Origin of the sequence: Aeromonas sp. LsrichE-8G (genome assembly GCF_022869435.1) — a bacterium.
GTDB classification, from domain to species: domain Bacteria; phylum Pseudomonadota; class Gammaproteobacteria; order Enterobacterales; family Aeromonadaceae; genus Aeromonas; species Aeromonas caviae.
In genome coordinates this window covers 43,781-56,435 of sequence record NZ_JALIHH010000012.1, presented here as the reverse complement: position 1 = coordinate 56,435, position 12,655 = coordinate 43,781, and the positions used below count along the sequence as shown (strand labels likewise).

Sequence of the window (12,655 nt, the reverse complement as noted above, 5' to 3'; positions counted from 1 at the left end):
GTGACGGTGCGGGTTATGACTCCCGGCTCGGGACGACCCCTGCCGCCGGGGCCAGGGACTGCCCCTTGACGTACCAGACGATGAGCGCCAGCACCAGCAGCGGCAGCACGGGGTCGAACCAGGTGCCGCCGGAGCCGAACATCAGGTTCAGCAGGGCGACGCCGGTGCCGCCGATGGCCCAGGCGATGGTGGTCGGGATGGACCAGACGATCATCTGCTGCTTGACGTCGGAGATCCCCATCATGCGGTTGACCACCCAGAACAGGCTGTCGTTGAAGTAACCGAAGAAGAGCGACCCCATGGTGGCGGCCTGGGCGGCCAGCAGCATGTTGACCCCGGGGATCTGCGCCAGGATGGGGGCGGAGATGGAGGCCGCCGTCACCATGGCCACGGTGCCGGACCCCTGGATGAGGCGCACCAGAGTCGCCACGATGAAGGGGATCAGGATGGGGGAGATGGGCAATTGGGCGATCTGCTCGGCCAGTTGCTGACCCGCACCGCTGTCGCGCAGCACGGCTCCCAGCGCCCCGCCGGCACCGGTCACCAGCAGTATGATGCCGGCGGATTGCAGCCCCTCTTCCAGGCGGGCGGCGGTGGCGTGCCTGTCCATGTGCGGGACCAGGGTGTAGACCGCCAGCAGCACGCTGATGGCGAGCGCTATGATGGGGGTGCCGATGAAGTTGATGCCCTGCACCAGGGGGTTCGCCATCAGGCCGTCCATGCCCTCCAGGGTGGCCAGGGTGGTGAAGATGGCCTTGACGAAGATGAGCACGATGGGCACCAGGATCGGCAGCAGCGACAGGGTCAGGCTCGGCAGGGTCTTGCCCTCCTTCTCCTTGAGGTACTGCTCATAGGTGGCTTGCAGCTCGTCCGGGGTCTGGGCGGCCTGGGCACCGAACTCGGGGTACTTCTTGTCGAGCCACTGGGCGTAGAAGACGATGCCGAGCACGCAGGGGATGGCCAGGGCCATGCCGGTCAGCAGCATGGCGCCGATGTCCACGCCAAACAGACCGGCAACCCCCAGCGGGCCCGGGGTCGGCGGCACGGTATGGTGGGTCACCACCAGGCCGCCCGCCAGCGCCACCCCCAGGGTGAGCAGGGAGCGCTTGCCACTTTTTGCCAGCGCCTTGGCCACCGGATAGAGGATGACGAAGGCGGAGTCCACGAAGATGGGGATGCTGACGATGTAGCCCGTGATGGCCAGGGCCCACTCCTCGCGGCGCTTGCCGAGCCACTTGATGAAGCTGTAGGCGATCTGTTCGGCGGCGCCGGAGACCTCAAGCAGGCGACCCATCATGACCCCGAGGCCAATGACGATGCCGATGCTGCCGAGGGTGGAGCCAAAGCCCTGGGTGATCACGGTGAGGGTCTTGTCGATGCTCATGCCGCCGGTGATCCCGGCGATGCAGGCCGCCGCCAGCATGGCGATCAGGGCGTGCACCCGGGTGCGGATGACCAGGAACACCAGCACGAAGACCGCGATGATGAGACCGATGATGGGGGTTGGGATGTCGCTCATGATGCCTCCTGCATGTCATGGGTGATGAAACTGTCGATGATGTCGGCAAACGTCCTGTCTGCCGCGAAACCGAGGGCGCTGGCCCGCAGGTTGTCGATGCGTCCCGGCCAGCTCGCCACGATGCGCTCGATGGCCGGATCGGCGGCAAACTGCACCCGATCCCGGGCCGCCTGGCCACCGACCCGTGCGAGGGCCTCCAGCATTTCGCCGACGGTCACGCTGATGCCGGGCAGGTTGATGCTGCGGGCGTCACCGGTGGCGGGAAGTCTGGCCGCCAGCAGGAAGTTCGCGACCACGGTGGCGGGGCTGGAGAGCCAGAGGCGCAGATCCGGGCTCACCGGGCAGATGGCGCTCTCCCCTTGCAGCGGCTCGCGGATGATGCTGCTGACAAAGGAGGAGGCGGCGCGGTTCGGCTTGCCCGGCCGCACGCAGATGGTGGGCAGGCGCAATACCAGACCGTCGACGAAGCCCTTGCGGCTGTAGTCGTTGACCAGCAGTTCCCCCATGGCCTTCTGGGCGCCGTAGGAGGAGGTGGGGGTGAGCGCCGTGCCGTCATTCACCAGCTCCGGCAGCGGGCCGCCATAGACGGCGAGCGAGCTGGTGAAGACGAAGCGGATGCCCGGCCGGGCATGGCGGCACGCCTCCAGCAGGGTGCGGGTGGTGTCCAGGTTGACCTGCCAGCCCAGATCGAAATCCTGCTCCGCGTGGCTGCTGACGATGGCCGCCAGGTGGTAGACCACGGCGGTCCGCTCGCTGATGAGGGACTCGGCGACACCGGCTTCGGTGAGGTCGGCCCGCAGACAGCGAACCCTGGGGTCCGGCAGAGGGGATTGCGGCTGCTGGATGTCCACCAGCAGCAGCTCGGTGAAGGGGTGGGGGCCTTGCAGCAGGGCCCGGGCCAGTTTCTGGCCCAGGAAGCCACCGCCGCCGGTGATGATGATCTGCATCTTGTTATCCTCAGACTCGTTCATGTTCAGGGTCGTTATTGTTGTGTCAGCCAGGCCAGCCCTTCCCGGGTGCCGGCTCTGGGGTTGTACTCGCAGCCTATCCAGTCGTGGTAGCCCGCCTGCGCCAGCACCTTGAACAGGTGGGGGTAGGCGATCTCCCCCTCGTCCGGCTCGTGGCGATCCGGCACCGAGGCGATCTGGACGTGGCCGATGGCCGGGCCCAGCTTGCCGATGAGACGGGTGAGATCCCCGTCCATGATCTGGGCGTGATAGAGGTCGAGCTGCACCCCCACGTTGGGTCTGTCTATCTCCTGCACCAGGGCCAGGGCGTCGAGCTGGTGGGCCAGGAAGTAGCCGGGTACATCCCGATCGTTGAGGGGCTCGAGCAGCACCTTGATGCCGTCTTCGGCCAGGAAGTCGGCGGCGAAGCGGATGTTGTCGGTCAGGGTCTGGCGGTGGGCCGAGAGGCTATGAGCAGGGTCTACGATGCCGCTCATGGCGTGTACCTTGGTGCAGCCGAGCGCCAGGGCATAGTCACGCACGCTTGGCAGGTGGCCGCGAAACTCCGCTTCCCGCCCCGGGATGGCAGCCATGCCGCGCTCCCCCGCGCCCCAGTTGCCCGGCGGCATGTTGAACAGGGCCTGGGAGAGCCCCTGCTCGCGCAAGCGGCGGCCCAGCTCTGCGGCCGGCCACTCGTAGGGGAAGAGGAACTCCACCGCCTCGAAGCCTGCGTCGCGGGCGGCGGCGAAGCGCTCCAGGAACGGCACCTCGGTAAACAGCATGGTGAGATTGGCGGCAAACTTGCTCATGGTTTCATCCTCCTCAATTCATCAATTTCGGGTTCGCTCAGGTAGCGGATGGCGTGGCCATGGAGCATCAGTGCCAGGCGCGCCGTCTCCTCCAGCTCTTCCATGTTGTTGACCGCATCCACCAGATCCTTGCCCGTCACCACGGGGCCGTGGTTGGCAAGCAGGAAGGCGTTGCCTTCGGGGGCGTGGCGCCCCAGCTCCTCGGCGATGCGGGCATCCCCCGGTTTGTAGTAGGGGATGAGCGGCAACTGGCCGACCCGCATCACGTAGTAGGGGGTGAAGGGGCGGATGACGTTGGCCGGATCCAGCCCCTCCAGACAGGAGAGGGCGGTCAGGTGGGTGCAGTGCAGGTGTACCACGGCCCGGCAGTCCGGATTGTTGTGGTAGATGGCAAGGTGGAAGGCCACCTCCTTGGAGGGGCGATCTCCCCCCAGGTGTTCCCCCCGCAGATTGACGTGAGAGAGCCTGTCGGCGCTGAGCCGTCCCAGGCAGGAGCCGGTCGGGGTGGCGATCAGGGTACCGTCCGGCAGCAGGGCGGAGAGGTTGCCGGCGCCCCCGGTGGCATAACCGCGCTGGAAGAGGGAGGCCCCCAGCATCACCATGGTGTCGCGCAGTGCCTGTTCAGTCATGGAAGTACTCCTGAGCCTTGTCGAAGAAGTCGTCGCTCCCGAAATTGCCGGATTTGAGGGCCAGCGACAGGGGGGCGTCGATGGCCCGCACCCAGGGCACTCCGGGGGCGATCTGCGGGCCGATGTGGAACGCCTTGACGCCAAGGGCTTGGGTGACCCGGCTCGAGGTCTCGCCACCGGCGATGATGAAGCGGTCCACGCCGGCGCCTTGCAGCAGTTGGGCTAGGCGGGCAAAGCAGTGTTCCACCGCATCGCTGGCCGCCTGCTGGCCGTGGGTTTCCTGAATGCGGGCCAGCTCCGCCGGGCTGGTGGTGGCGTAGACCAGCGGCGCCGGGGTCCGGGGCTGGTCCAGTACCCAGCGCGCCAGCTCGGCCGGGTAGTCGGCCTCTTCGAGGCAGCGCACCACATCCAGCGCCAGGGCAGGAGCGTGCTGGCGATAGCGGGCCACCTGACGGTTGGTCATCTCGGAGCAGGAGCCCGACAGCACCGCGGCGCGGGTGCCTCTGGGCCAGCCCGCCTCGCGGGCACCCTGCAGATCGCCGCTGCCAAGCTGACGGGCCAGGCCGATGGCGAGGCCGGATCCGCCGGTCACCAGGGGCATGTCGAGGGCGGCGGTGGCGATGTCCAGCAGGTGCTGCTCGGTCAGGGTGTCGACCACGGCGTAGCGCACACCAGCTTGTGTTAGCTGCTCAAAGGCGTCGGCAATGGCGGTGGCACCCTGTGCGATGGTATTGAACGGCACCAGACCGGCGCGGCCCTGGGCCTGTCCCTCCATCAGCCGCAGCAGGTTGCTGTCGGTCATGGGGGTGATGGGGTGGTGGCGCATGCCGGACTCGGCCAGCGGCTGGGTCCCCACGAAGAGGTTGCCCTGATAGACGGTGCGACCATTCACCGGCAGGGCCGGACAGATCAGGGTGAACCGGCTCTCCAGCGCCGCCAGCAGGGCGTCGGTGACGGGGCCGATATTGCCCGCCGCCGTGCTGTCGAAGGTGGAGCAGTACTTCTGGTAGATGCGCGGGCAGCCGCGGGCCTTGAGCCAGTCGAGGGCCGCCAGGGAGTCGCGCACCGCTTCGCCTGCGGGACAGGAGCGGCTCTTGAGGCTGATCACCACGGCATCGACCCCGGTCAGATCCGCCGCTGCCGGGATGCCGGCAAACTGGATGGTGGAGAGGCCGTTCTCCACCAGGAAACCGGCGATGTCGGTAGCGCCGGTGAAGTCGTCTGCGATGACACCGAGTTTCATAGCAGTTCCTCCTGACCCGGCAGCTGGATGCCGGAGAAGATCTTGATGACGGCGCTGTCATCTTCCTGGCCGTACCCTGCGTTGCTGGCGCCGAGGAACATGTTCAGCGCCGTGCTCGCGAGCGGCAGCGGGAAGCGCAGCGCCTTGGCGGTGTCGGCCACCAGGGTGAGATCCTTGACGAAGATGTCCACTGCGGAGCGGGCCTGGTAGTCACCGGCCAGCACCCGGGGCATGCGGTTTTCAAACATCCAGGAGTTGCCGGCGGCATGGGTCACCACGTCATACATGAGATCCAGGGACACGCCTGCCCGGCTGGCCAGCGCCATGGCCTCGGCGGCAACGGCTATGTGCACCCCGGCCAGCAGCTGGTGGATGATCTTGACCGTGCTGCCCTGGCCCGGCTCGCTGCCGACCCGGTAGACCTTGCCGGCCACCGCATCCAGCACCGGGGCCAGCTTGTCGAAGGCGTCGTCTGAGCCTGCGGCCATCACCGTCATCTCGCCGGCATCGGCCTTGATGGCACCGCCGGAAACCGGCGCATCCAGCATCGGCAACCCCATCAGCGCCAGCTCGGCAGCCAGGGCGCTCGCCTCTTCGGCGGCGATGGTGGAAGAGACCATGATGGCGGTGCCCGGTTTGAGGTGGCGAGCCAGCCCCGCTTCGCCGAGCAGGATGCGGCGCACCTGGGTGGCGTTGACCACCAGCAACAGCACCGCATCGAGCGTCTCAGCCAGGGGCCTGGCATCGGCCATGACGGCGGCGGCACCGGCCTGCTGCAACTGGCCGCGAGCCTGTTCGCTGATGTCGATGCCATAGGTGGTGAGCCCAGCCCGCAGGCAGGAACGGGCGGCGCCCATGCCCATGGCGCCCAGGCCGATGACCGCAACATGATAGGGAGTGCTCATCTCGTGATTCCTCGATTACGACTGATGAGCCGATAGTAGAGGCTTGCGGCGATGAAATATCAGGCAGTCGTCACAAAAAATAACTTAATTGATGTTAATTTTTGTTATTTGAGAGAGTTGAGATTCTTTCGAGTCAAGTTTTGGCGTTTTTTGTGTGAATAAATGTGATTTTTGAGCCCGTTGCAGGTTATTTATCATTTTTTCCCAGGTCGCTGGGGTAGAATGGCGCCTTCCCTTCCCCGAGGCGCGAGGCAAGATGATTCCCGTAGAGCGACAGCAACGTATCCTGCAACTGCTGGCAGAGCGCGGCGTGGTCAGCATAGTGGAGCTGACCGACTGGTTGCAGGTCTCCCACATGACCATCAGGCGCGACATCCAGAAGCTGGAGGAGCAGGGGCGGGTTCTCTCCGTCTCGGGTGGGGTCAGCCTCTCCCAGCGGATCAAGAGCGAGCCCTCCCACGCCGCCAAGCGCAGCCTGATGCAGGGGGCCAAGCTGGCCATTGCCCGGCTCGCCGCCGCCCAGGTGAGCGAGGGGAGCACCGTCTATCTGGATGCCGGTACCACCTCCCTGGAGCTGGCCCGGGAGCTGGCGCTGCGGGAAGACCTGATGATAGTGACCAACGACTTCATGGTCTGCGCCTACCTCATCGAGCACGGCCGCTGCCGCCTCTATCACACCGGGGGCCAGGTCATTCGCGAGAACCAGTCCTGTGCCGGGGAGGCCACCGCCCACTTCCTGCGCAACCTCCATCTGGACGTTGCCTTCCTGTCAGCCTCCTCCTGGGACAGTCAGGGGATCTCCACCCCGAGCGAACAGAAAGTGCCGGTGAAGCGGGCCGTGGTGGAGTCGGCGGCGACCCGCATCCTCATCTGCGATTCGTCCAAATATGGCAAGGTGGGGACCTTCAACGTGGTGAGCTGGGATGCGATCGATCAGGTGATCACCGACGAGCAACTGCCCCAGAGTGCCCGCGAGGCGCTGGCCCAGCACGGGGTCAGGGTGACCATGGCGCCGCTGGCCAGCCTGGCGGTCAGCGCCGAGTGAGGGGGCCTCGTCCCTGAGACTGGTCAGGGACGGGCCCCGGGTCAGCGGCTGCCTGCCGCCGGCTCCTCCGCCAGGTTGGCTGAGCCCTGGATCACCTCCCCCGCCTTCTCGATGTCCCGTCCCATCCCGTGGATGGTGTTGCAGCCCAGCAACCAGAGGCTGGCACAGAGCACCAGCAGCATGCGATTCGCGTTCATCCTTCCTCCTTGCATCCTATGGGGTCAGTTTGAGCAGGCGTCCCTGACCCGAGTCCGTCAGCAGATAGAGCGCGCCGTCGGGGCCCTCCTTGACGGTACGGATCCGCTCCCCCAGATCGGTCAGCAACCGCTCCTGTGACACTATGGTGTCCCCGTCGAGGCGCAGGCGCAACAGGGCCTGGCCGCGCAGGGCGCCGACCAGCAGATCTCCCCGCCACTCCTTGAACAGCCCCCCCTGATAAAAGGTCATGCCCGAGGGGGCGATGGAGGGCACCCAGATCCAGCGCGGCGCCGTCAGGCCCGGCGCGCTCTGGCCCACGCCAATCTTGCCGCCACCGTACTCTTCGCCGAAGGTCACTCTGGGCCAGCCGTAGTTGTGGCCGGGCAGGATGAGGTTCACCTCGTCCCCGCCCTGGGGGCCGTGCTCGTGGGCCCAGAATTGCTGACTAACCGGGCGCAGCGCCGCCCCCTGCATGTTGCGATGGCCCAGGCTCCAGATCTCCGGCAGGGCCCCCGCCGTCTTGACGAAGGGATTGTCGGCGGGCACCCGGCCATCCCTGTGCAGGCGCACCGTCTTGCCGAGGTGGTTGTCCAGCGTCTGGGCCCGCGCCCGCTCGCTGTAGCGATCCCCCAGGGTGATAAAGAGATAGTCATCCATCAATACCAAGCGGGAGCCGAAGTGAGCGCCACCGGCGACCTTGGGCTGCTGGCGAAACAGCAGTTGCCAGTCGACCAACGCATCTTTTTGCAGCCGGGCCCGGGCCACGGCGGTGCCGGCGCCGCCGTCCCCCGGCTCGCTGTAGCTGAGATACACCCAGCCCTCGCCGTCCAGGGCGAGATCGAGCAGCCCCCCCTGACCCGCGGCGGCGAGGGGGGGCAGGCCCGAGATAAGGTGGCGCTCGCCGCCGGCGTCGATGCGCAGCAGGCGGCCCGGGCGCTCGCTGACGAGGTAGCCGCCATCGGGGAGAAACGCGAGCCCCCAGGGGTGGCGCAGCTCCCCCGCCACTTGGGTCAGGGTCAGCGCCCGCACCGGGAGCGCCAGGCAGACAAGCAGCAGGGCAAGCAGTCGCAACATGGGGGATATCCTCTCTCTGGCCAGGCCTGAACGTCGCTGAAGTATAGGGGAAGGGAGCGGGAAAACGTGAGACACAACAAGCTATTGCATCACTTCGCCGCCTACACTTCACACTGTCATCAAGGCGAATAGTGCGCCAGCCCGGACCCGGGATAATGGAGGATTCAGATGTCATCACTTGCGTCGGCGCCTGGGCGCCTCCTGTCCGATCTGCTGGCCGGCGTCACCGCGGCGGCCGTGGTGCTGCCCAAGGCCATGGCCTATGCCACGGTGGCGGGGCTGCCGGTGGCGATCGGTCTCTACACCGCGTTCGTGCCCATGGTGATCTACGCCTTGCTGGGCTCTTCCCGGGTGCTCAGCGTCAGCTCCACCAGCACCCTGGCTATCCTGACCGCCACCCAGCTCGGACTGGTGGTTCCGGACGGCGACCCAGGCCGGCTGCTCATTGTGACGGCCACCCTGACCCTGATGGTGGGGGCCATGCTGATGCTGGCGGCCGCGCTGCGGCTCGGCTTCATCGCCAACTTCATCTCCCTGCCGGTGCTGGTGGGGTTCAAGAGCGGCATAGGGCTGGTGATCATCCTCGACCAGCTGCCCAAGCTGTTCGGGGTGCACCTCCAGAAGGAGAACTTCTTCCTGGATCTCTACCACCTCGGCCAGGCGCTGCCCCAGACCTCCTGGCTGACCCTGGGGGTCGCCCTCGCCACCCTGGTGGTGCTGGTGTTCATGGAGTGGCGCTTTCCCCACTCCCCCGCCCCCCTGCTGGGGGTGGGTGTCGGCATCGCGCTGGTGTGGGGCCTCGGCCTGAACGAGGCGGGCGTCGCCATCGTCGGGAGCATCCCCACCGGCCTGCCCAGCCTGACGATGCCGGATCCGACCCTGGTGTTGCAGCTGCTGCCGGGGGCGGCGGGCATAGCGCTGATGAGCTTCACCGAGACTATCGCCGCAGGGCGGGCCTTCGTGGGGAAGGAGGAGCCCGAGATCAATGCGAATCGGGAACTGGTGGCCACCGGGCTGGCCAACCTGGGGGGCGCCTTCTGCGGCAGCATGCCGGCGGGGGGCGGCACCTCCCAGACGGCGGTGGTGCGCTCCGTCGGGGGCCTGAGCCAGCGGGCCTCCGCGGTCACCGCCGCGATGGCGCTGGCCACCATGATCTTCCTCGCCCCGCTGCTCTCCTGGCTGCCGAGCGCCACCCTGGCGATGGTGGTCATCGTCTACTCGGTGGGGCTCATCCAGCCGGGGGAGTTTCGCAAGATAGGGCAGATCCGCATGATGGAGTTTCGCTGGGCCGTCATCGCCTGCCTGGGGGTGCTGCTGTTCGGCACCCTGGAGGGCATAGTGGTCGCCATCCTCGCCTCCCTGCTGGGGCTGGCGAGCCAGACGGCGCACCCCAGGGTCTATGTGATCGGCCGCAAGCCCGGGGAGGATGTGCTGCGCCCGCTCAGCGAGCAGCATCCCGATGACGAGACCATCCCGGGCCTGCTGATCCTGCGCCCGGAGGGGCGCCTCTTCTTCATCAACGCGCAACACGTGGCGGCCCAGGTCCGGCAGCTGACCGAGACGCACAGGCCCGAGGTGGTGGTGCTCGACATGAGCCGGGTGCAGGACGTGGAATACTCGGCCCTGATGATGCTGATGGAGGGGGAGCGGCAGGTGCGTGACAAGGGGGTCACGCTCTGGCTGGCCGGGCTCAACCCTGGGGTGCTCGAGAACGTGCGCCGTAGCGGGCTGGCCAGCCAGCTGGGGGAGAGCCGCATGCTGTTCAATGCCAGGGCGGCTATCCGCCAGTATCGGCAGGGCAGGGGTGAGCCCGGGCTCACCCCGCTTGCCTAGAAGCGCTCCGGAATGATGCGCAGGGGGTGTTCCGAGGGGGCGGCCTTGCCTATCTTGCGCCTGGGCAGCTTGACCGGCTCGGCCGGCAGCGCCTCGTAGGGGATGTGCGACAGCAGGTGGGAGATGATGTTGAGGCGCACCCGCTTCTTGTCCTCGGAGCGGGCCACGAACCAGGGGGCCCAGGCGGTGTCAGTGGCGATGAACATGGCATCCCGCGCCCGGGTGTAGTCATCCCAGCGGTTGAAGGACTTGATGTCCATGGGGGAGAGCTTCCAGATCTTGCGACCGTCGTCGATGCGATCCCGCAGCCGCCGCTCCTGCTCCTCTGGGGTCACCTCCAGCCAGTACTTCAGCAGTATGATGCCCGAATCGACCATGGCCTTCTCCACCATGGGGGTGCCTGCCAGGAATTTGTCGCTCGCCTCCTCGCTGCAAAAGCCCATGACGCGCTCCACGCCGGCCCTGTTGTACCAGCTGCGATCGAAGATGACGATCTCGCCCGCCGCCGGCAGGTGGGGGATGTAGCGCTGGAAATAGAGCTGGCTCTTCTCCCGCTCCGTGGGGGCGGGCAGCGCGACGACGCGAAAGACCCGGGGGCTGACCCGCTCGGTGATCGCCTTGATGGTGCCCCCCTTGCCGGCCCCGTCGCGCCCCTCGAACACGATGCAGACCTTGAGCCCCTTGTGCACCACCCACTGCTGCAGCTTCACCAGCTCCACGTGCAGGCGGCGCAGCGCCTTTTCGTATGCCTTGTTGCCGAGGGGCTTCTGCTCCTCGACCACGACCGGCTGTTCAGCCCTGGATTTTTTTTTGCTGCCCATGATGTCCTTCTTGTGTCTCAAACGGATGGAGAGTGGCCGTCATCCCGGACGGCGCCCTTCAAGCGTAGATGACGACGCCGGCTCGCCGTTGGCGGCGAGGGCAGAGGGTGATCGGGATCATGGGTGGGCAGGTGGACGGCGAGCCCTTGCCCCGGTTGTCGCCATCCCCACGGGGCTGGGGCCGCACTGCGCACAGTGCTGGCGGGGGATGATGAAGGGGCCAAGAACGACCAAGGGGTTGGCATCTTGCGATGCCAACCCCTTGTTTTGTATGGCGTTCCCGACTGGAGTCGAACCAGTGGCCTGTCCCTTAGGAGGGGACCGCTCTATCCTGCTGAGCTACGGGAACCTTGTGGCGGGCATTATACAAGAAGCATTGTGCTTTTAAACCCTTGATTCCTATTCCAATACGGCCAAATCACCGATTTGGACATTGAATGGCGAATATTTGTTCTGACTGCTGATGACGGCGCCGTCCTCGAACACCTGCACCACCTCGAACAGGCCGTCGGCGGGATTGCGCATCACGCGGGACTTGCCGTAGGGGTCGACGAAGTCGGCGCTGTGCTGGACGCGGAACTGATCCCCGAGCTTGACGCCGTTGCGACGGCCCAGATTGATGTGGGGACCGCGCTCGTGCTGGGCCACGATCCGGGCGGTGACGGGGGCGCAGGCAAGCTCGGCGACGATGTCCTGGGCCGCCTCCTTCAACTGGTAGCCCACCTCCTGGCCATAACTCGACTGCCAGAACCGGCCGCCGCTGCTGCCGACCTGTTCCCGCTTGGAGAAGGTCCAGTTGGCGCGCCCCTGGTACTCCTTGCGACCGAGCAGGGTGCCGTTGATGCCGTCAAACAGGTAGAGCTGCATGCGAAAATTGCGCACGGGATCCTCATACCAGCTGGTCAGGGCGTTGCCCTGAGGCTCGAGGGAGAGATCGTCGATGCTGCCGAGCACCAGGTACTGGCTGTCGGTGCGCAGGCTCAGGGCCTTGATCTCCTCGAGGGCGCTGCGATCCCCCTGCTGCAGGTGGAGCGGATCGATGCGCAGGTTCTCGTCGAGCCACTGGCGGGCGACCACCCCCTGGGGGGCTGCCGCCAAGGTCTCGAACAGGCGGCGGGAGAGATCGGCGGGCATGTCGTCCAGGGCGCCGGTGCTCGCCTGATCCGGGTAGCGCATGCGCAGGCGTACCAGCGTCAAATCCTTGGCGTAGTGCTGGGTCTGGCAGATCTGGCGCTCGGCCTGGATGTCGGCCACCAGCGTGATGTACATGCGGCCGTTGCGCACCTCTTCGCGCTTGAGGCGGTACTGGCGGATGTCGCCGCCGGAACGGATCTGGATCTGCTCCGAGCGCAGGCTGCCATTTTCCAGGCGCTGGATGCTGGAGACGGACGCCCCGCTGGCCAGCAGGGCCTGGCGCAGCGCATCCCGGGTTGCCTGCTCGCGGGCGTAGACCTCGTCGCCCCCCAGAATGGCGGCACTGCCCTGGGCCTCGATAAGTTCGGCCCTGGCCGACAGGCTGGCCAGCAGCAGGGTGAACAGCAGCGAAACTTTCATAACAAACACCTTGAGTGGGCGACCCCGCTGCCGCCGGTGAGGCGGGTCAGGGATCCTGGACACAGATCCGGTCTGCAC

At 66.6% G+C, this 12,655-nt stretch carries 12 protein-coding genes and 1 tRNA gene; 2 read left to right on the top strand and 11 right to left on the bottom strand.

All coding sequences use genetic code 11. The features are described from left to right. Window positions 1-13 precede the first annotated feature (13 nt). Genes MUW49_RS03655 through ltnD form a run of 6 tightly spaced genes read right to left on the bottom strand, consistent with a single transcriptional unit; the run spans window position 14 to window position 6,052 of the window. Window positions 14-1,519 carry a gluconate:H+ symporter gene (locus MUW49_RS03655; protein ID WP_198497911.1) on the bottom strand — a complete coding sequence of 502 codons (1,506 nt, stop codon included), beginning with the start codon at window positions 1,517-1,519 and terminating at the stop codon, window positions 14-16. Then, window positions 1,516-2,490: a D-erythronate dehydrogenase gene (gene denD, locus MUW49_RS03650; RefSeq protein ID WP_244812407.1), complete on the bottom strand. Its 975-nt coding sequence runs from the start codon at window positions 2,488-2,490 to the stop codon at window positions 1,516-1,518. The genes MUW49_RS03655 and denD overlap by 4 nt, the downstream gene beginning before the upstream one ends. A gap of 11 nt (window positions 2,491-2,501) precedes the next feature. Further along, a complete protein-coding gene (gene otnI, locus MUW49_RS03645) occupies window positions 2,502-3,275 on the bottom strand; it encodes a 2-oxo-tetronate isomerase (RefSeq protein ID WP_049636736.1) in 774 nt (257 codons plus the stop codon). Further along, complete coding sequence (locus MUW49_RS03640; RefSeq protein ID WP_049636735.1) at window positions 3,272-3,904, bottom strand: aldolase; 633 nt, start codon at window positions 3,902-3,904, stop codon at window positions 3,272-3,274. The genes otnI and MUW49_RS03640 overlap by 4 nt, the downstream gene beginning before the upstream one ends. Beyond that, window positions 3,897-5,147, bottom strand: coding sequence for a 3-oxo-tetronate kinase (gene otnK / locus MUW49_RS03635; RefSeq protein ID WP_113978554.1), 1,251 nt, complete (start codon window positions 5,145-5,147; stop codon window positions 3,897-3,899). Before otnK ends, MUW49_RS03640 begins: the two co-directional genes overlap by 8 nt. Further along, entirely contained in the window at window positions 5,144-6,052 is a 909-nt protein-coding gene (ltnD, locus tag MUW49_RS03630) for an L-threonate dehydrogenase (RefSeq protein ID WP_113978552.1), read from the bottom strand. Before ltnD ends, otnK begins: the two co-directional genes overlap by 4 nt. Before the next feature lie 256 nt (window positions 6,053-6,308). On the opposite strand from ltnD, the gene MUW49_RS03625 reads away from it, so the two are divergent. Further along, on the top strand, window positions 6,309-7,097 hold the full coding sequence (locus tag MUW49_RS03625; RefSeq protein ID WP_113978551.1) for a DeoR/GlpR family DNA-binding transcription regulator: 789 nt from the start codon (window positions 6,309-6,311) through the stop codon (window positions 7,095-7,097). Between the two features lie 41 nt (window positions 7,098-7,138). Here the strand turns inward: MUW49_RS03625 and MUW49_RS03620 are convergent, their stop codons facing one another. Continuing rightward, complete coding sequence (locus MUW49_RS03620; RefSeq protein WP_084202561.1) at window positions 7,139-7,294, bottom strand: entericidin A/B family lipoprotein; 156 nt, start codon at window positions 7,292-7,294, stop codon at window positions 7,139-7,141. 16 nt (window positions 7,295-7,310) lie between these two features. Further along, on the bottom strand, window positions 7,311-8,369 hold the full coding sequence (locus MUW49_RS03615; RefSeq protein ID WP_113978549.1) for a PQQ-dependent sugar dehydrogenase: 1,059 nt from the start codon (window positions 8,367-8,369) through the stop codon (window positions 7,311-7,313). Window positions 8,370-8,537: 168 nt separating this feature from the next. On the opposite strand from MUW49_RS03615, the gene MUW49_RS03610 reads away from it, so the two are divergent. Next, on the top strand, window positions 8,538-10,202 hold the full coding sequence (locus MUW49_RS03610; protein WP_113978547.1) for a SulP family inorganic anion transporter: 1,665 nt from the start codon (window positions 8,538-8,540) through the stop codon (window positions 10,200-10,202). Here MUW49_RS03610 and ppk2 read toward each other — a convergent pair. The 3 genes from ppk2 to MUW49_RS03595 form a co-directional block, all read right to left on the bottom strand. Then, complete coding sequence (gene ppk2 / locus MUW49_RS03605) at window positions 10,199-11,023, bottom strand: polyphosphate kinase 2 (RefSeq protein WP_113978546.1); 825 nt, start codon at window positions 11,021-11,023, stop codon at window positions 10,199-10,201. The genes MUW49_RS03610 and ppk2 overlap by 4 nt on opposite strands. A 272-nt stretch (window positions 11,024-11,295) precedes the next feature. Then, window positions 11,296-11,372: transfer RNA gene (locus MUW49_RS03600), tRNA-Arg, on the bottom strand. Between the two features lie 50 nt (window positions 11,373-11,422). Further along, window positions 11,423-12,577 carry a flagellar assembly protein FlgT gene (locus tag MUW49_RS03595; protein WP_210538476.1) on the bottom strand — a complete coding sequence of 385 codons (1,155 nt, stop codon included), beginning with the start codon at window positions 12,575-12,577 and terminating at the stop codon, window positions 11,423-11,425. Window positions 12,578-12,655 lie beyond the last annotated feature (78 nt).